The following is a 19,233-nucleotide window of genomic DNA, read 5'->3' as shown; positions in this document are numbered from 1 at the left end:
TTCTAACATGAATAACATCATATAAAAAGCCCTCAAAAATTAATTTGAGGACGGTTGTTCTCTTCTGGCTTTTTCCGTTAGTATTTCTAATAGTTGGAGCGAGTCAACATTTTGATAATCAATTTCAGGAATACCTACTAAACCATATAAAAATAAGTGTAGTAATTGATGATTGAAATGGAAGCTTTCTGCTTTAAATTTTTTATTCTTCTGAATATTCACAGCAGCTTGAATATAAGATAAAATGGTTTCTCGTTGAATTTTTTTGTCAATATCATGAGTATTGTATCCTAAATTGATAAATCTTAAATAAACTGAGTCTACCCATTTTTCAACTTCTTCTTGAATCTGATTGACTGAAGCAAGGTCTGATAAGATGTGATCTTCAAAATTACGTTCAATAATTACTGATAGTTGATTATTTATTAATTCAATAGCTTTAACCAACTTTTGAGAATACTCCATTGTTGTAGCATAAATGTCACTTAATTCCTCTTCTATCGGCTCGATCATTAATAAGATAATCAACCTAAATAATTCTTTTTTATCATGAAAGTTGTGTTTAATGGCAAATACGCTCGTATCTGACGCTTCAGCAATTTTATCTAACGTAACCTTCCCATATTTTTCACTTTTAAACATCGAAAGCGCTGTATTAAAAATCATCTCTCTTTTAGTACTCACAACAAATCCCTCACTTTAGCTTTCTTAATTACAAATAAATATAACATATATAAATTATAAATTAAATCCTTATTCATTGATATTTATTCAAAATTCTAAAATAATAGTAACGTATTTAACATTTATGTAATAAATTAAAAAACCGATACAATTCATTTAATAAATTGTATCGGTTTTATTTTAAATTGTTTTCGTTGTGTAACCTGTTTCGAAAATTTCAGTCAAAACCAATTGCAAATTTTCATCAGACAAGTACGTCAAAGGAAAATCAGCCATGTTCTCATAATGATGATAGTCGTTACCAAAGAAATGAACCGGCATCAACTCCAAACCTTGACTACCAAAGCCATCAATGACAGACGCACCATAATGGTTAGGAAAACGATAGATAATTTGATTGTTGTCCTCATAGCCCACACCTTTAAAAGCGTAACGGCGATACTTTCGACACAATGTTCGATCAGATTGACGTTTTTGAAGCCGTTTAGCAAAATCACGTGACATTTTTTTTTGAAAATCCTCAAAATCTGTCATTTTTTCACCTCAATTAATCCAATGGTAAAGTTAAACGTGATTCATTAAAATCAATCGTGTAATCAATGTCTTGATTGCCGCGGACAGTATACGCAAAATCTGTTCCATAAATGGCTAAGCCTAACTTATGTCCTTTGACTAGTCGATAAATCGTTGGATGTAAATCAATTTCTACTTCAACAAATTCTCCGGCGATTAAATCATTGACTTTCCATGGATTTTCACGATTTTGTAAATTGATATGACCACGGGTAATAACTTTATACTCAGTTGGTGCCCCTAGTTTCATTTCAACTAAGTTGTCTTCTCGCCAATTTTGTCCTAATTGTAGTCCTTTTAATGCCAAAGTGTCTGGCACAGGTTTTAATCGTTTCGCTGTACCAAAATCAATTAACTCAAAATTCAACATGCCAAAATCAACTGAAGAAGCCACACGGACCTTAACTTTTACTCGACCGTTAATCAGCAATTCTTCACTTAATTCTGATGTTTTTGCCAAATATCGATGGCCTTCCATTGCATCGTCTGTCAGCATTTCTGTTTCCCATAGCGGGTTATTTTTACTATACCGTTCGTATTGTGCGATTGGTAATTTATCAGAGAAAGTTGTTTCACCATTGGTTTCGCTTTCCGATAATTCATTTTTATCGAAATAATAGACTTTTTCTTCCATGCCTTTCCAATCGTTGAACGTTTCCCAGGTATCTTCTTTAGTATTATTTTGAACCAATAAATCTGGTAAAATTTCTTTAGCATTATTTTCGACACCATAAAGCTTATGGGACAACCACAAATTCATCATATCGTGAAAATCAAGCGATGGCATATTGTTAATATAAATATGTTGCCCTTGGTGTAAAATTAATTTTTTCGATACTGGTACATCTTTTAGCGCATCCCACAAATCACCAACTTGACGTGGTTTCACATTCCAATCATTTAAGCCATGTACCATGACTACATCACATTTAATATCTTTAATAAATGGCAAGTAATTTCTTTCATCCCAGAAAGTATTGTAATTTCCACTGGTGCGATCTTGCAATACAGCCATTTCTTTCAAGTAGCTATTGAAGAAATCTTTGGTGTGTAAATAATCTCCTGCGTTATGCATTTTAGAGAAAGTTTCAACCGCTAATACATCGGCATCTTCTCCTGGAAATCCACCTGGTGCAATTACTAACCCATTGTCGCGATAATATTGGTACCAATCAGAAATCGCTGCTTCAGAAATAATTGTTTCCAAGCCTTCTACTTGTCGAGTCGCACAAGCAGTCGCTAAAGTGCCCAAATATGATTTTCCAGTCATGGCAACTTTTCCATTTGACCACCAAGCTTTAATTTCGATATTATCTATTCGATTGGTAAAAGCCCGGCGATTTCCTGCTAACCATTCAATATAAGCAACCATTGCTGTAGTCTGTTCTACTGAGCCACAAGTTTGAATACCATCTGAATCTTGTGTCCCGATTGCAGCACCATAAACAACTGCAAAACCACGAGCTAAGAAATAATCATTTAGTGTATAGCTGCCTTCTCGTGTGAAAGTTTCAGTTGCATATTTACTTTCACCATTGACTTCTCTTTCAGTAGGAATCGTTTCATCTTTTCCTTTAAAGCGAATTTGCTCATAAGGAGTATCCTTTGGTTTTTTTCTTTCTAATGGAACATTTACATCATAAGTTAAAGCTTCTCCGGCAGGACCATTTACCCCTTGTGCGTAAGGACTAGCGGTAAATAATGTAGGTACTTTTAAACCAGTTTCGGTTTCTGATGGCCGTAAAATTTCTAGCTTTAATAAATCACGATTTCCATCTAAATCAGTGTCTAATGGTGCTTCTACATAGACGACCTCACGGATTAATTTATCTGTCGCAAATACAGCTTGGGCCTTTCCATTGAAAAAGTAAGGTTTAGGTAATTCTTTGTCAGCATAAAAACCTTGATTTGCTAATTTATCAATGAAAGCCAAACCATTTTTAGTATGCGAATTTAATAATAAATACCAAGCTTCGATTAATACATCTGGATCAGTAAAATCGCCTTCTACAACTGGGATATTAATTTTAACTAGATCTTCTTCTAAAGTCTCTACATTGAAATCAATTTCATTAAAGAATTCCAACTGTTGTAAAGCTACAGTATAGAAAACTTTTTTAGTTAATACTTGTTTTTCTTGATAAAAATTTGCTAAATCAGAAGTTTCAGTCGCCAAGAAATTACCAAGTTTTGCGATAAAACCACTCTCATCTTTGACCTTTAATAAACTTTTTTGTAAAAATTCAAACCATAATGCTGTACCGTCTGTTGCACTTCCAGTTAGAAACTGTAGCTCTTGCAATTCCTGCTTAGCATCAGCTAACGAAGTTTTTTTCAAACCAAACTGATTGATTTTCATGAAATGTCCTCCTTTAATTTTAACAAGTCAATTATATCAAAGAACCGCAGGTACTCGCCTTAAAGTTTGATGAAAACACTTTCTTTTTTTTAAGAAAGTACGGGGCTGAGGATGCTACTTTCAAATTTTCTTATTTTTGTTATAATACCAACAGGTGATGAGAATGATAGATGCAACAACGATTGTAGATAAAATGAAAAATCAAAAGGTCAATTACGACCGTGTGTTACATAAAATGATTCAAGATTGGGAAAAACAAGCAGCACGTCCCAAAATTTTGATTCATTCTTGCTGTGCACCTTGCAGCACTTATACTTTGGAATTTTTAACTGAATATGCCGATGTAACAATTTTTTTTGCCAATTCAAATATTCATCCAGAAAGTGAATATCAACGGCGCGTTTTAGTTCAAAAGAAATTTATTGATGATTTTAATGAAAATACTGGTAATACAGTTGATTTAATCGTCGACGATTATAAGCCAAATGAATTTGTTAAAATGGTGATTGAAAATAATTTGACTGAAGAACGTGAAGGTGGAGCCCGTTGCTCTGCGTGCTTTAATATGCGTCTAGATTTAGCTGCTAAGGAAGCTGTTGAGCGGGGTTATGATTACTTTGGTTCAGCTTTAACAATTTCTCCAAAGAAAAACAGTCAATTGATTAATCAAATTGGAATGGATATCCAAAAAATTTACGATACTAATTATTTGCCAAGCGACTTTAAGAAAAATTCAGGCTATAAACGTTCGGTAGAAATGTGCAAAGAATATGACGTCTATCGTCAATGTTATTGTGGTTGTGTTTTTGCGGCAAAACAACAAGGTGTTGATTTGAAAACAATCAACAAAGAAGCCAAAGCTTATGTTGCTGAACATCAAGATGAAATAGATTTCTAACGGCAGTTGATCTGTCGTTTTTTGCTGTTACATCGGTATTCTACTAAGAGTAGAGTCATGAATTCCTTAAAAACTATTCATTTTTCGAGTTTATTTTGCTAAACTTTCAAAAAAGAGGAGGCAGCATATGGAAAATAATTTAAGTCAACAATTAAAAAATTATCGCGCAAATCATCATCTGACACAAAAAGAGTTGGCTGCCCTTTTACATGTTTCAGATAAAACAATTTCAAAATGGGAACGTCAAGCAGGTCTGCCGGATATTGCAACTTTGAAACAAATTTCGAATTTATTAAATATATCGCTTGACGAATTGTTAGATCAAGAAGCGCCACCCACTTATTTTGAATTTTGCAGTTCATTTATGATTGGTATGCTTCCATTAATTCATATAGTCATTCCTAACTTTAATTGGTTATATCGGCAAAGCTTTACTAAAAAAGAATTGTTTCATCAGCTAAGAGAACTCCCAAAAGCCACTGGCATTTTTAGTTTAGCCTTATTTTCACGGGGAATTGTTTCCTTTGGCATCGTTTCTCAAGGAATTTTCAGTCTTGGTGTTTTCTCTTTTGGATTGATTTCCATCGGTGCCATTTCTATCGGCTTACTGGCTTTTGGCAATTTTACAGCTGGATTAGCTGGCTTTGGTAACTTTTCGATTGGCATATTAAGCATGGGGAATTTTGGTTTAGGTCTGTTGGCATTGGGAAATTTCGCTGCTGGCTATTTAGCCATCGCCAATCGTCCATTAGCCAGCTTAAGTCAGTCAATGCCTAATCATTTTCAAACAAATGATGTGATTCGAGCTTTAGAAAATTTGAAAGAGCAAGGTGGCTCAACTTTTTTAATCAATCCATTACTCACTGTTTTACAGTCTCCTGTATTGTTATCTGGTGGCATTATTTTATTGGTAACTATTGTCTTACTCGCAGTCAGTTTTTTACTTTATGGTTTAATCCAAATGAAAAAAGACTTTTTCCCAAATAAAAGACCTCAAAAGCTAGTCTAGCTTTTGAGGTCTTTTTTAACTTTGAACAATTTGATATATTCCTTGAGCTATTTTGGTAATTTCTTGATTACTAATATCTGTTCCTAGTACTACCAAGATAAACGGCTGACTGCCATAAACAACTGCAGCGTCATGATTGTAACGATTTGCCATACCAACTTTATGATCGACTTTTACTGGTAAAGCGCCAATTTTATCATTTTTCCAATCTGTTTCTGACATGACCTGATTAGCAATCCCATTTTGTCGATGAATAGCAGCCATTAATTTACCTGCTTCTCTAGCCGTCATCATTCTTGAATATTGACTAACTCCATAAACGTTATTGATATAACGCTGAAAGTCTTCCATATTATTGTAACAAATTTGCGCGAGTAGTTGATTACTAGCTAAATTATCTGAATTCACAAATAAACGCCGCATTAAATCATCGACAGTATAGTGTTTGTTCCAAAAATTTGTTTCAAATTGGATTGAACCAGTCCCACCAGTTGAAGTGGCCTCATTTACATAATTGGCTGAATTTAAATATAAAAGTTCAGCCGATGGCGCCAACAACTGACGATTTATTCGATCTTGTACATAAGCAGCAATCGGTAATTTAGCTACTGAGGCAGCAAAAATTTGTCGGTCAGGATTGATTCCAGCTGTACCAGCATTGTTATCGACTAAACCTTCATAATAAATATTAACATTTCGATTGCTATAGCGTTGAGACAATGCATTTATTTGTGCTATTTTTTCAGCAGCACTGTAATTTCCACCAGCCGCAACAGCATACCAACCAATTTGTTCATCTTGCCAACCAGCAGAAATCAAGCCTTGTTGTTCACTAGAATGTGCCGAATAGTTATGGCTACCGGCTTTCGCATTTGGATTATAGGCTCGATAAATAGGTGTTCGCTTATCCTCATCAGAAAACCAGCCAGTTCCTTCATTTTTCCAGCCCACCGAAATTAAATAATCCCTTTCACTCAGATTCATGGTGTAATGATGATCGCCAGCATTTGCATTATAAACACGATAAACTGGTTCCCCATTGTCTGGCGCAATCCAACCAATCCCCTCTGAATCCCAACCAGAAGTAATCAAATAATTCCGTTCCCCTGGATCTTTTGTATAAAAATGTTCTCCCGAGTTAGAATTGTATAAACGATACATTTGTGCCTCTGCATTAGCCGAGACAGTTCCCCCTAAAAATAAACAGGCAAAAAAAATAATTGATCCCCACAAATATTTTTTCATTATATCCTCCTAAATTAATATTACTTTTATTGTAAATGATTTCTTTATTGGATACAAAAAAAGCTGAGATTTTCATCTTCAGCTCAAAAAATTATTTTTTAATTTCGTTAAATTTAGCCATATATTTTTCCGCCATATTGGTGACCTCTAAAAAGTTGCCATGGGCAGCTGGTGCCATTAAGTTTCCACCAACACCAACAGCAATCACGCCAGCATCAAACCATTCTTGCATATTATCTAAACTGACACCGCCTGTTGGCATAATATTCAAGTGAGGCAGTGGGGCTTTAAATGCTTTAATCACACTTGGCCCAAAGGCGCTACCAGGAAATAGTTTGATAATATCTGAACCGTAAGTTAAAGCCTCTTTCATTTCGGTGATTGTCATGCAACCTGGTAAATAAGGAATTTGGTATAAATTACAAATTTTAGCGGTTTCTTTATCAAAACTCGGGCTGACAATATATTGCGCACCTGCCATAATTGCTAAGCGAGCTGTTACAGCATCTAAAACTGTCCCCGCACCAATGACCACTTCCGGCTGATCATGATATTTTGAGACTAATTCGGCGATTACTCGATCTGCTTGGGGAACAGTAAAAGTCAATTCAATACCATTCATCCCACCAGAAACAATTGCATCTACTGCTTGTAACGCTTCAGCTTTACTGCTACCACGAACAACAGCAATGACACCAGTTTTTTCTAATCGCTTTAATATTTCAACTTTTTGCATCAAAAATTCCTTCAATCATTTGGATTTGTATTCTCAAGTATTATTGAAAAGTTTTACTTGTTTGTCAAATTAAGCTTCAGCTTCCCATGGTAAAGCAATTGAAAGCTTTTCAATAAACTCTTTATAATCGGTTCTTTTCGCTAAGCGCTCAGCCCGTCTTGCTGGATAACCATCACAAATCAATTTTTCTTCCTCTGATTGTGGTTGAACTTGAGGCACGACAAAATCTTTATCTGGATGTTCTGAATCAGCAATTGCTACAAAGTTAATAAAACAAGTGGCCGCTAGATAGCGATCTCCTGTCATTAAATTTTCGCCAATCACTTTAACAAAAACTTCCATTGATTTACGATGCGCACCTGAAACATAGCTTTCCACACAGACGGAATGATTGCTATGAAGTGGATTTAAAAAATTTAATTCCTCCAATGAACCTGTTACTGCAGCTCGGCGGCAATGTCTAGAAATTGAAATAGACGCTGTATCATCAATTAATGTCATTAATTTTCCACCAAATAAGAAACCGTATGTATTTAAATCTAATGGGAAAATCCGATGAGTTTGAATTGCGAATGAATCTTTACAATATTTAAAGTCTACCATGCTATCTCCTTAATTTTTGTCTTAAGCAATATTATACGAAAAAAACCTGCCTCTTTAAAGGAGACAGGTAAAATATTATTCTTTATCTAGTTTTTCATTGATTTTGCCAGCAGCTTTGTTCATTTTATCTTTCGCAGCATCCTTAGCTTCACCAAATTTTTGTTGTACTTTCCCTTTTAATTCAGTGGACTCATCATCAGTCACTTTACCTTTGGCTTCATTTACTTTGCCTTTTAGTTCATCTTTGTTTGTCATAATTCTGTCCCCCACTTCTCAAATTTTTAATAATTTTACTACCATTTGAGTATACCATCGTAGGTTTTTTTAGACTAAGATTCTGCTTGTGCAGCCAAAAAATCTTCTGCTTCTTTTAATGCTTTCGTCAATGCTAAAATCCGCTGATCCTTTAACTCACCAGAAAAATTACTGCTTTCTATATAAGCCAGTTCCTCTTTGACACTTTCAATCTCAGCTTGAACTTCTTTGATAACGTTTTCATTAAGCCTCATTGTATTTCTCCTAACAAGCATTATTTTATTGGACTCCCAATATCCATGATACACTCTTTTTGAGGTGAAGGAAATGCGAAATACATGGTTAGCTGAAGAATTAACGAAATTACAAAATAGCGAAAATAACTTAGCTATCACAGAAGCCATCAAATATATCGAGCAATTAGAAGATGATAACGAGTCTTTACAAATTGCGTTAGAAGGAAATATTTGGAGTCCTAATAAATGGAATGAAAAAGCAGAAAAATAAAAATTGCGAAATTTAAATAGGAATTGAGAAGACTTTACCCTCTCAATTCCTATTTTCTTGCTCTATTTTAAACCACCGAAGACCGCACATTACTATAATCTTCGTAAATTTTCTCTGTAACAATTTTTTTCAAGGTTTGAACAACTTGATAGATTTCTTCATAGGAAGTATATAAAGCAATTGGTGCTAAGCGAATCACATTCGGTTCACGGAAATCCGGTACCACACCATTATCTCTTAAAGCTGCAGCAATCCGATACGCTTCTTCGTGTTGTAAGCAAACGTGGCCGCCGCGAACTTGATCATCGGTGCTGTTTCCGTAAGAATAGCCATATTCTGCTAATTCTTGATCGATTAAATACATAAGATAGGCTGTTTTGTTTAATGAATTTTCGCGGATTTTTTTCATCCCTAATTGATTGAAAATTTGTAACGAGCCTTCTAAGCCAGCCATTGAAAAAATTGCTGGGGAACCAATTTGCCAACCGCTGGCATCAGGTTGTGGTTCGAATTGATGTTTTAATTGGAATTGGGTATCATTGCGATTGCCAAACCAACCAGCCAAACCAGGTTTTTTATCAAAATGTTTTTGATTAATGTATAAGCCAGCCGTCGAACCTAAACCGCCATTCAAATATTTATACGTGCACCAAACAGCAAAATCAGGTTGCACATCGTTAAAGTCAATCTCAATCGCGCCAATCGCATGGCATAAATCAAAGCCAATAATAATTCCGCGTTTGTGGGCTTCTTCAGTCAAACGTTTCATATCAATAATTTGAGCGCTTCGATATAAAACAGTTGGTAATAAAATCACTGCTACATCATCTGTCATCGCTTCAATCACAGCTGTTTCATCAATAAATTCACCATCTGGACTTTTGACAACTTTCACTGCATCCTCAATAGAGTATCCTTTTAATTCTACAATACTATCGACAGCATAACGATCGGTTGGGAAATTCAAGTCATCAACTAAAATTTTATAACGATCTTTTGTCGGATGATAAAATGTTGCTAAAGCCGAATGGATATCTGAAGTCGTACTGCCTGTCACAGTAATCTCTTGAGGCGAAGCATTCACGATTGGCGCCATTAAAGCCGCAATTTTTTCGCCATAAATATATAAATCATTCCAGGCTCTGACGCCTTCTTTTTTCCAACGTTCAATCATTTTATCGATATTTTCTACAGCAGCTTTAGAAGCCATTCCTAAAGAGTTGCCATCCATATAAATTTCACCCGGTTGAATAAAGAAACCTTCACGATATTGATGTAACTCATCCTTAGTATCTAAATCTTTGGCATAATTTAAACCTGTTTCAAAATTTGTGTTCACAATAATTCCTCCTAATTTTTAATTGTCTGATTTGTTACTAAATAAATAATTGATCCAATCACGCCGATACAAGCCACCCCAGTTAAAACTGATAATCCTGTCAACCAAGAAAATTGTTCAACTATTTTAGAAATTAAAGGGGCACCAATCACGATCATCGTATAATAAAATAAATTGACAAAGCTCATTGAATAACCAATCAACTGTTCTTTTCCTGCCGCTCTTGGTACTAAAATGGTGATGGAAGAGGAAGCCAACATGGCTGCTGCTGATAAAAAAAAGACTTGAGCAATAATCAAACCACTAACTCCACCTAAAAAAGGTGCTGCTAAACACGCCAATGCCATCGTAGAAAAAGCCACCAAAATCACTAAACCAGATTTTTTCACTCGATCCAATAAAAATCCTGCCACAACACCAAAAGGAATCCCAAATAAACCAAACAAGCCCGAGTAAAAATTGGCCGTACCTTGCGATAGATGATAATAATCACTAAACAATACTGGATACAAAGCGATGTAAGCATATAATACAAACGCCATACAACCTTGTAAAACTCCCAAAATCCAAACTGATTTATTTTTTAAAACCGTACGAAAAGGTGCATCAATTTTTTCTTCTACTGACTGATCTTCTGCCTTCGGTGCATCTAAGAAAAAGAAATATAAAATCCATAGAATAACAGAAAGCCCACCAATTAAATACCAACTAGCAAAATGCCCATATTTTTCTGACAAAGGTAAAAACAAATTCATTGAGATCAATGAAGCCAAAGCCGGAAAGGTTGTGAAAATACCAATCGCCGTGCCAGAATACTGACTATCTCTAAACCAGTAGCTAATTAAAACGACTGCCGTCATAACAATTGTCGAAAAAGAAATCCCTTCAATCACACGGGTGACTAGTAACATTGAAAACGAGCCTGCAACAGTTCCTAAGAAATTACCAATTGCCAACAAAGCGATAATCCCCAAAAGCAACTTCTTCGCACCAATTTTAGTAACTAATGCGCCGCCAGGAATCGCAATAAAAATTCCTGAAATAGTAAATACTGATGTTAGTAGTGACATCTGGGTTAAAGAGGTGTGGAGATATTGCGACAATGGATTAATAACTGGCGCAATTTTTAATTGAGACATTCCGATTAAGGTACCACCCAAATAAAGTAAGAAAAATTTCATCCATTTATTCACTGACTTCCTCCTTCTTTTAATTAATTTAAAAGCGCTTTCAAACTATGGACTTATTATATCGAATGATTGATTTGTTTGAATATGCCTTAAAAAAGTTTCTTTCGACTAATTTTTCGTTTAAAATACAAATGACCCATCATTTTTTAGAGAAAATGACATTATTCGAAAAAAAACACAATTTTTATCTTGAAGGAGCCAACTTATGGAGACGATTGATGAAACTGATTTAAAAATTTTGAAATTACTATCGACTGATAGCCGCATGCGCATCAAAGATCTTTCAACAGCCGTTAAATTGTCAGAGCCAAGTGTCAAACGCCGAATTGAAAAAATGGTAGATGCTAAAATTTTAAGAGCTTTTACGATTGATATAGACTATAGCAAATTGGGTTACAGTATCCCTTTTTATGTAAAAATAAGTAATTTAACCATCTCTTTCACCGATTTTATAAAAAAGGCACAACAAATTAACCCCACTCTATCTTTTGACTCAGTGACTGGCGAAGAAAACTATATTATACAGGGACGCGCTCAAACGATTGTAGAAATAGAAAAATTACTAGCTGCACTGATGCATTACGGCAAAGTATCAACTTCAATTATTTTGGAAGAAACTGCCGGAAAAAAAATTATTGATTTAATGTAAAAAAATAATCTGCGCATAAAATTTATGCACAGATTACTTTTTTAAGAAAAGCCAACAATTTTATGCGGCACGTAAGGTTCTTCAAGATATTGTATATCTTCAATAGATAATTTTAAATCAACTGCTTTTACGGCTGTCTCAACATGGGATAATTTTGTCGCTCCAATTACTGGCGCTGCTAAAGTCGGCTTACTAAATAACCACGCCAAAGATACTTCCACACGACTAACCTGATATTTTTCAGCCAATTCACCAACACGATCAATAATTAACTGATCTTTATCTGCCGTCTCATCATATTTCGATCGGGCAACATCGTCAGTAATTAAACGTTTCGAAGTTTCTTGCGGACTACGTGCTAAACGACCAGAAGCTAACGGACTATACGGCGTTAAGGCAATATTTTCAGATTCACAATAAGGAATCATTTCCCGTTCTTCTTCACGATAAATCAAGTTCAAATGGTTTTGCATCGAGACAAACTTAGTCCAACCATTTTTTTCTGCCACATGATTCGCCTGCTCAAACTGAAAAGCATGCATCGCTGAAGCACCAATATGGCGGACTTTTCCAGCTTTTACCAAATCATGTAAAGCCTCCATCGTTTCTTCGATCGGCGTGCCATAGTCCCAACGGTGAATAATATATAAATCCACGTAATCCGTCTGCAAGCGCGCCAAACTCTGATCAATTTGCGACATAATATGTTTCCGCGAAAGTCCTGCACCGTTTGGTCCATCAAACATTTTTTGATGCACTTTAGTCGCTAAAACAATCTCATCGCGTTTACCGTAATCCTTTAAGGCTGCGCCCAAGATTTCTTCACTGCGACCAATCGAATAAACATTGGCTGTGTCAAAAAAATTAATTCCTAAATCCAAGGCTTTCTTAATTATCGGCCGGCTTTCATCTTCCTCTAAAGCCCATTTATGCACCCAATTCACCGGATCACCAAAACTCATCGCTCCTAAACAAATTCGTGAGACATCTAATCCTGTATTACCTAATTTTGTATATTCCATCGCAGATTCTCCTTTTAATGTTTATTCAACTTTAACGGAGAGATTCGTTTGATGCCAATACTTATTAAATTTTCAAACATGCTTAAAAGGCATGAAAATACAGCATTGACGAACTAATCATCTTTTGGCTTTTTATTCTTTTTGATCTCTTGACTTCATATTGTCGCATCATTAGAGATGCTTTTGTTTTATCCTACTAGATTTCGTCAAGTATTTGCAGCAATTCATAATAATGACCTTGATACTTGATCGAAAACAATTTAATCATTTATAAACTCTCTCTTTAAATATTCGAAAAAAATAATAAAGTCATTTTTTCATCTTAATTAAGGATAACATCTCAAATTTTCTTAAACTAGACAACAAAAAAGCCAATTCAAGCTAAATTGAATTGACTTCTCACTATATAAACATAAACAAATACAACAACTGACAAACAAACATTGCTAATGACACCACAATCTGGTTTTTTATCACGCCATACTTGTCTTTCATCTCTAGGATATTTACCGGGACAATGTTAAAATTTGCCGCCATTGGTGTCATTAACGTTCCGCAGGAGCCGATACTTAAAGCAATCATGCCAATCACCGGATCTACGCCATAGCTCAAAACAAAAGGATAACCAATTCCTACTAACATCACTGTAATCGAAGCAAAAGAATTTCCCATGATCATCGTGAAAATTACCATGCCGACAGAAAGTAAAATCATCCCTGCATAGACATTTCCTTTTGGCACCATGTTTTGCATGATTTCTGCAATCGTTACGCCAACACCAGCTTCGGTATAAATGGCTCCCAACGAGGCTAGCAACATCGGTAACATCGACAACGGGCCAATTGTTTCTAACATATTAGCGCCATCTCGTAAGAAGACCCGTGGAGTATTTTTCCGCGAAAAAATGAATAAAATGAACATCGCTAAAACGACGCCAATCCCAATGCCGACCAGCGAACTAATATCTGTGAAAAAAGAACACAAAATAGCGACTGTACCGATGGATAAAGCGGGAATAAAAATCTTATTTCCTTGAAATAGTTGGGGATCAAACTTAATTTTCTTCGCTACTCCAGTAAAAGGCTGACTTTTCCGTTGAATCGCTGGTAGGGTCATGATCAAAATTAAAATACCAGTTATATAACTAGGCAACCAACGTCCCGCTGCCAAAACCACACCCAATAAGAACCAGAATAAAAAAGCTTCAAAGCTGGCGAATCCTTGCCAGCTTCTTAAATGTTTTAAAGCAAGATAAATACATAAGAGGCCCATCACAATAAACATGAGCTCTAATAATTTATCATTCATAGGTATTTCTGAATTTAAAAAGAACTCCATAAGCAACTACTTTCTAATGTGTGGTGCCAAGATTGATTTCAATATCATCTTTATTGGTAACCGCTGCTGCAATACCATACTCAATTGTTTTAGAAATTGTTTCAATTGGCATTGATGGTACGTCGACTGCTTTACCGATTGTTTGGCTTGGTTCAAAAGGTACGTGAATGAATCCGCCTTTGATACCTAAGCCTTCTTTTTCGATCGTATACAATAAATTGTACATGATTTCGTTGCAGACGAATGTGCCGGCAGTATAAGAAATGTACGCTGGTAAGCCATGATCATTGGCATTTTGAACCATCGCTTTAATTGGTAATGAGGTGAAGTATGCATTTTTTCCATCTGCTTGAATCGCTTGACCTAATGGTTGATTGCCTTTATTGTCTGCAATCCGGGCTTCATTTAAGTTAATTGCTACCCGTTCAAATGAAACAGAAGCTCGTCCGCCAGCTTGTCCAACACAGATTACGAGATCAGGTTGTTCTGATTTAATGGCTGCTGCAACTTTTTCACCACTTTCATCAAAAACTGTTGGTACTTCTAATTTGATAATTTCTGCGCCAGCGATTTCTGACGGTAATAATTTTACTGCTTCAAAGGCAGGATTTACTTTTTCTCCGCCAAATGGGTCGAATCCGGTAACTAAAACTTTCATTAAAGATCAATTCCCTTCTTAACTAAATAGAATCATATAAAAAATTTGGAAAACTAGCATAAATAACGCAACGAAAATTTGATTTTTGATAACGCCATATTTGTCTTTCATTTCTAAAATCGCGACAGGTACGACATTAAAGTTGGCTGCCATTGGTGTCATTAAAGTACCACAGAAGCCACATGATAAAGCAATCATTCCGATTAATGCTGGATCAGCACCATAAGCTAAAACAAAAGGTGCGCCAATTCCAACAGTCATTACAGTGATCGCCGCAAAAGCATTACCCATAATCATCGTAAAGATCACCATGCCAATCGCATAAATCGTAATTCCTAGCGGTAAATTCCCAGCTGGAACGACACTACTTACACCACTTGAGATCACTTCACCAACTCCAGCGCTTGTAAAGATTGCCCCAAGAGAAGCTAGAAGCATTGGTAACATTGATAATGGACCAACTGTTCCCAACATATCTACCGCATCTTTAAAGAAAACAGATGGTTTGTTGTCTCTAGAAAATAGCATCAAAATAATAATTGATAGTAAGACACCAATTCCCACACCGACTAAAGCTCCTAAATCGGTAAATAATGCCACAATAATCGCCACGAAACCAATGGTTAAAGCTGGAATGAAAATTCGCATGCCAATTTTATCAGACATTTTTTCCATATATTCACGACTTGCAGCATTGCTTTTACCTTTTGTTACTTTTTGTAGGATGGCTGGAATTGTCATAATAATAATGATAATACCTGTCCATAAACTAGGAATAAAACGACCAAAACCGATAACTATCCCCATCGCCAGCCAGAAAAGTCCTGAGCCATAGCGATTTTTGTTGGTTTTGTCCATTAAATTATAGATACCTGTCCCAATTGCAATGAGTCCCATTACGATATAAATAATTTCTAATAATTTTTCACTAAGTAAAGCTTCTGAGCCTAAGAAAAATGACATCTACTTAACCCCCTTGTCGCCGTAGTATTTTTTCATTAATCGTTTGTCTTTAAAATGGAAATAAATACATGCTACGACTAATGCTACCAATGCAACTGGGATTTCTACTACCATTAATCTAACCAATGAAACATCATAGCCTAAGCTTTTCAAAGTAGATTGTACCAGCAACGCTCCGGCACCACCAATAAATAAGTTTTGTCCGAAGAACCAAGTGATATTTTCCATCGCGGAAGACATCCCTTTTAAGTCTTCAAAATATTCTTCATTATCTGGCAAGCCTTTTGATTCAACTGCACCTTCCATCATTGGATATACAATTGGGCGCACAAAACCAGCTACACCGCCAAAGCTGACATTAAAGGCCGCAAAAACAGTTCTGAATACACCGTAAATCATTAAAATAGCACTTGTATTCACCCGTTTGAATTTTTTGATCATTCGTGCAGCGGATTCTTTCAAACCATTACGTTCCAAAGTTCCAGTTGCCAACATAATAATAATAAAAATTGCCATCCCTCGGTTTGCGACAAAACTACTACCCAAAGTTTCTAGCATCGTTTCAATCCCTAAACCGCTTACTAGTGCCGTCACAATCATAGCCACAACTACAATTAAAATTGAATCTAATCTCAGGGCGAATCCAACAATAACAATCAGCACCCCAATTAAACTTAAAATATTTCCGTCCAAGCTGTTCCCTACCTTCTTATAAATTAGATTGATTTTAGCTCATTTTCACAAAAATATCAATCGTTTAATTTAAAATCAATTGCTTAATATTAATAATTATTGAATAAATATAGATAACATTTTTTATATTACCTATTTATTGAGATGAAGGCTTGCTAGATTGGTACGGCAAAAAATTCTTTATTAATGTTAGATAATTGGTTCTTCGCAGAAAATAACTAATTATTCATTCTATCTACTATAAACATACTTTGTTTTTTAGAAATAAAAATTTGAATATATAATAATTATCAGATTATTCATACCCTTCATGTGATATTTTAAAAGAGACAACCAGATGATTTAAGTAAGATTCCTTTTTCGTTACAAATAAGTGTATTTAAAATAACGGATCACTATATTTTTTGTTGTCTTAAACACAAAAAAAGAACCTCACATAGAGATTCTTCTCTCATTTTCTAAGATTAGATAATGAATTGATACATCAAATAATAATGACAAATAGCTCCAGCTAACACAAAAAGATGAAATAATTCATGACTTCCAAAGGCTTTAAAATGAAACTGTAAAGGTTTTGTCGCATAAATAATTGCACCAATAGTATAAAATATTCCACCAGTAAGTAAAAACAAGATCGCTTCTCTCGGAAGTTTATCCATCAAAGGCCCACTAAATGCAACAATCCCCCATCCCATTAGCAAATAAATAATCGTCGAAAACCATTTACTTTGCTGAAACCAAATGATTTTTCCTAAAATACCTACCAGTGCCAATGACCAAATGCTGACTAACAATACTAGTCCGATGGTTTTATTTAAAACCAATAAACATATAGGCGTATACGTTCCAGCGATTAAACAAAATACGAATGAATGGTCGATTTTTTGTAAAATGCGATGAATCTTTGTTGATACATAAAAAATGTGGAAAATTGTCGATGCAAGAAACAATCCAATTAAACTAGCCCCGTAAATACAGGTAGCTACGATTGCCTCAGAACTTTTGGCATTTAAAATTAATAAAACTGTGCCACCAATCGCCAACATGGTTCCCCACAAATGAATTAAGCCACTAGTGATACTTTCCGAATCACAATAAAGTTGTTTCATGTTCTACTCCTCCTGTTCAGCTAATTCTAAATTGGGAAAAATTTCAGTCAAATAATCATCGTGGAATCGATGATCCAATTTTTTATCGATTTGATTGTCACTTTTTTGATAAGATTGTCTTTCCGTCCAACGGTTGATAGCTAATCCTGATAAGGTGAAATTCATGATAAAGAAACCAACAAATATAAAATAAATCATTCGTTGTTGGATTAAATAATGATTAATGAGTCTGATTAAAAATGGATACAGAAATTTCAAATAAAATACTCCAATCACACCCCAAAAGAACATGTATATCAAGCTAGTTCTACCAGCTAAATTAAATGGCTGTTGACTGAAATCCCACATTTTTATTCCTAAAATTAGTTCTTCGATTAGACTACCTGTAAATTCTATAATTCCTCCAAGTAAACTAGAGAAAAAGAAAATAATCACTGGATTTTCTCGCCGAAACGGTTTTAAAAATAAAGTAAATATGACCGCTCCAAAACCATAGATTGGCGTAAATGGTCCTAAAACTAAGCCTCTTCTAAAACTCAAGTCTCCTAAAAGAATCCAGCTATAACAGTTTTCTATTAAAAAACCAATTACCGAACCAATTACAAAAAGCCAAAAAAACTGTCGTATCTTCATTTTTTTATTCATCATTTTATCACCTCCACGAATTAATTGAACCATTCATTCATAAAATTGTGCTAAAACAATCTGGATAGTTAATCATCCAGATTATTTCTTACTATAAGCAGGTATAAGATTGTCCAAACAGATTTTTTTGGCTTTTTCATGGGTCAAAGCTTCGTCTCGCTCAAAAGCATCGTTCATAATATGCATTCCCCAAAAAGCCAATAGTTCAATAATTGTCCGAGTAGTGTAATGTTTATCCTCAACTTCTCGCATCTGACCTTCATTAATAAATCGTTCAACATATTGATAAACTTGTTTAAAATAAATCTTTCTAAAATCACGGTAAGACTCAGCCAACTTAGGTAAATCATCTAAATTATGTTCAATAATTAAACAACCCACTCCATATTTTGCAATCACATCAAAGGCATCAGAAAACATTTCTACCAAGGTATAATTGGGATTTTCCATGCCTTTATTAAAGTCGGCAGCATTTTTTTCAAAAGCAGCATCTATTTCCTGATCTAGATGTTCAAACAACTGACCTTGAATCGGATAGTCAAAATCTTGGTGCAGATAACTAGGCTCAATCGTACACTTGATAATAAAATCCAATAAATCATTCTTACCTTTAAAATACTGATAAATCATGCCAGTTGACAAACCGATTTGTTGAGCAATGTCTTTCATTTGCGTGCGGGCATAGCCTTTGTTGATAAATAAATGGCTGCCTGCTCCATAAAATAAATCCAAACGATTTTTCATCTGATTCACTCCTT

The 19,233-nt window shown here is 35.0% G+C and carries 22 protein-coding genes; 4 read left to right on the top strand and 18 right to left on the bottom strand.

From position 1 onward, the window contains the following. Positions 1–39 precede the first annotated feature (39 nt). The 3 genes from ACVWNY_RS17085 to ACVWNY_RS17075 form a co-directional block, all read right to left on the bottom strand. Complete coding sequence (locus ACVWNY_RS17085) at positions 40–684, bottom strand: TetR/AcrR family transcriptional regulator (protein WP_218325793.1); 645 nt, start codon at positions 682–684, stop codon at positions 40–42. Between the two features lie 180 nt (positions 685–864). Next, positions 865–1,218: a hypothetical protein gene (locus tag ACVWNY_RS17080; protein ID WP_454072043.1), complete on the bottom strand. Its 354-nt coding sequence runs from the start codon at positions 1,216–1,218 to the stop codon at positions 865–867. A 13-nt stretch (positions 1,219–1,231) separates the two neighbouring features. Next, a complete protein-coding gene (locus ACVWNY_RS17075) occupies positions 1,232–3,616 on the bottom strand; it encodes a Xaa-Pro dipeptidyl-peptidase (RefSeq protein WP_454072042.1) in 2,385 nt (794 codons plus the stop codon). 163 nt (positions 3,617–3,779) lie between these two features. Here ACVWNY_RS17075 and ACVWNY_RS17070 point away from each other — a divergent pair, with 163 nt between their 5' ends. Both ACVWNY_RS17070 and ACVWNY_RS17065 read left to right on the top strand, forming a co-directional pair. Next, the gene (locus ACVWNY_RS17070; RefSeq protein WP_218325791.1) at positions 3,780–4,514 is read left to right on the top strand and encodes an epoxyqueuosine reductase QueH; all 735 of its coding nucleotides are present in this window, start codon (positions 3,780–3,782) and stop codon (positions 4,512–4,514) included. A gap of 127 nt (positions 4,515–4,641) precedes the next feature. Further along, positions 4,642–5,523 (top strand): helix-turn-helix domain-containing protein, encoded by an 882-nt coding sequence (locus ACVWNY_RS17065; protein ID WP_218325790.1) that lies wholly within the window; start codon positions 4,642–4,644, stop codon positions 5,521–5,523. A gap of 15 nt (positions 5,524–5,538) precedes the next feature. On the opposite strand, the gene ACVWNY_RS17060 is transcribed toward ACVWNY_RS17065, so the two are convergent. From ACVWNY_RS17060 to ACVWNY_RS17040, 5 genes are all read right to left on the bottom strand, one after another. Further along, positions 5,539–6,768: a serine hydrolase gene (locus ACVWNY_RS17060; RefSeq protein WP_218325789.1), complete on the bottom strand. Its 1,230-nt coding sequence runs from the start codon at positions 6,766–6,768 to the stop codon at positions 5,539–5,541. A 91-nt stretch (positions 6,769–6,859) separates the two neighbouring features. Continuing rightward, positions 6,860–7,504, bottom strand: coding sequence for a bifunctional 4-hydroxy-2-oxoglutarate aldolase/2-dehydro-3-deoxy-phosphogluconate aldolase (locus tag ACVWNY_RS17055; protein ID WP_454072041.1), 645 nt, complete (start codon positions 7,502–7,504; stop codon positions 6,860–6,862). Between the two features lie 69 nt (positions 7,505–7,573). Further along, positions 7,574–8,107: an acyl-CoA thioesterase gene (locus tag ACVWNY_RS17050; RefSeq protein WP_218325787.1), complete on the bottom strand. Its 534-nt coding sequence runs from the start codon at positions 8,105–8,107 to the stop codon at positions 7,574–7,576. 75 nt (positions 8,108–8,182) lie between these two features. After that, positions 8,183–8,362, bottom strand: a complete 180-nt coding sequence (locus tag ACVWNY_RS17045; RefSeq protein ID WP_218325786.1) for a CsbD family protein — start codon at positions 8,360–8,362, stop codon at positions 8,183–8,185. Positions 8,363–8,436: 74 nt separating this feature from the next. Further along, the gene (locus ACVWNY_RS17040) at positions 8,437–8,616 is read right to left on the bottom strand and encodes a hypothetical protein (RefSeq protein ID WP_218325785.1); all 180 of its coding nucleotides are present in this window, start codon (positions 8,614–8,616) and stop codon (positions 8,437–8,439) included. A 73-nt stretch (positions 8,617–8,689) separates the two neighbouring features. Here ACVWNY_RS17040 and ACVWNY_RS17035 point away from each other — a divergent pair, with 73 nt between their 5' ends. Next, a complete protein-coding gene (locus ACVWNY_RS17035) occupies positions 8,690–8,869 on the top strand; it encodes a hypothetical protein (RefSeq protein WP_218325784.1) in 180 nt (59 codons plus the stop codon). Between the two features lie 67 nt (positions 8,870–8,936). On the opposite strand, the gene kynU is transcribed toward ACVWNY_RS17035, so the two are convergent. Both kynU and ACVWNY_RS17025 read right to left on the bottom strand, forming a co-directional pair. After that, positions 8,937–10,208, bottom strand: coding sequence for a kynureninase (gene kynU / locus ACVWNY_RS17030; protein WP_218325783.1), 1,272 nt, complete (start codon positions 10,206–10,208; stop codon positions 8,937–8,939). Positions 10,209–10,219: 11 nt separating this feature from the next. Further along, positions 10,220–11,401: an MFS transporter gene (locus tag ACVWNY_RS17025; protein WP_454072040.1), complete on the bottom strand. Its 1,182-nt coding sequence runs from the start codon at positions 11,399–11,401 to the stop codon at positions 10,220–10,222. Between the two features lie 202 nt (positions 11,402–11,603). Here ACVWNY_RS17025 and ACVWNY_RS17020 point away from each other — a divergent pair, with 202 nt between their 5' ends. Then, positions 11,604–12,047 carry an Lrp/AsnC family transcriptional regulator gene (locus tag ACVWNY_RS17020; RefSeq protein WP_218325781.1) on the top strand — a complete coding sequence of 148 codons (444 nt, stop codon included), beginning with the start codon at positions 11,604–11,606 and terminating at the stop codon, positions 12,045–12,047. 41 nt (positions 12,048–12,088) lie between these two features. Here ACVWNY_RS17020 and ACVWNY_RS17015 read toward each other — a convergent pair whose 3' ends face one another. The 8 genes from ACVWNY_RS17015 to ACVWNY_RS16980 all read right to left on the bottom strand — a co-directional run bounded on the left by ACVWNY_RS17015 (position 12,089) and on the right by ACVWNY_RS16980 (position 19,219). Next, positions 12,089–13,069, bottom strand: a complete 981-nt coding sequence (locus ACVWNY_RS17015; protein ID WP_454072039.1) for an aldo/keto reductase — start codon at positions 13,067–13,069, stop codon at positions 12,089–12,091. A gap of 402 nt (positions 13,070–13,471) precedes the next feature. Continuing rightward, entirely contained in the window at positions 13,472–14,407 is a 936-nt protein-coding gene (locus tag ACVWNY_RS17010; protein ID WP_454072038.1) for a 5-oxoproline transporter, DUF979 family subunit, read from the bottom strand. Positions 14,408–14,420: 13 nt separating this feature from the next. Further along, positions 14,421–15,065, bottom strand: coding sequence for a pyroglutamyl-peptidase I (gene pcp / locus ACVWNY_RS17005; RefSeq protein ID WP_454072037.1), 645 nt, complete (start codon positions 15,063–15,065; stop codon positions 14,421–14,423). An 18-nt stretch (positions 15,066–15,083) separates the two neighbouring features. Beyond that, positions 15,084–16,028, bottom strand: coding sequence for a DUF979 domain-containing protein (locus ACVWNY_RS17000; protein WP_218325778.1), 945 nt, complete (start codon positions 16,026–16,028; stop codon positions 15,084–15,086). After that, complete coding sequence (locus ACVWNY_RS16995) at positions 16,029–16,721, bottom strand: DUF969 domain-containing protein (protein ID WP_218325777.1); 693 nt, start codon at positions 16,719–16,721, stop codon at positions 16,029–16,031. A 464-nt stretch (positions 16,722–17,185) separates the two neighbouring features. Beyond that, positions 17,186–17,830, bottom strand: coding sequence for a PAQR family membrane homeostasis protein TrhA (gene trhA / locus ACVWNY_RS16990; protein WP_454072036.1), 645 nt, complete (start codon positions 17,828–17,830; stop codon positions 17,186–17,188). 3 nt (positions 17,831–17,833) lie between these two features. Then, positions 17,834–18,478 (bottom strand): putative ABC transporter permease, encoded by a 645-nt coding sequence (locus tag ACVWNY_RS16985; protein WP_218325775.1) that lies wholly within the window; start codon positions 18,476–18,478, stop codon positions 17,834–17,836. Positions 18,479–18,556: 78 nt separating this feature from the next. Next, positions 18,557–19,219, bottom strand: a complete 663-nt coding sequence (locus ACVWNY_RS16980) for a TetR/AcrR family transcriptional regulator (RefSeq protein ID WP_218325774.1) — start codon at positions 19,217–19,219, stop codon at positions 18,557–18,559. Positions 19,220–19,233 lie beyond the last annotated feature (14 nt).

Source organism: Enterococcus sp. JNUCC 77, from assembly GCF_054819945.1.
The sequence above is the reverse complement of the archived record's forward strand: the minus strand, read 5'-3'. Positions and strand labels throughout refer to the sequence as shown.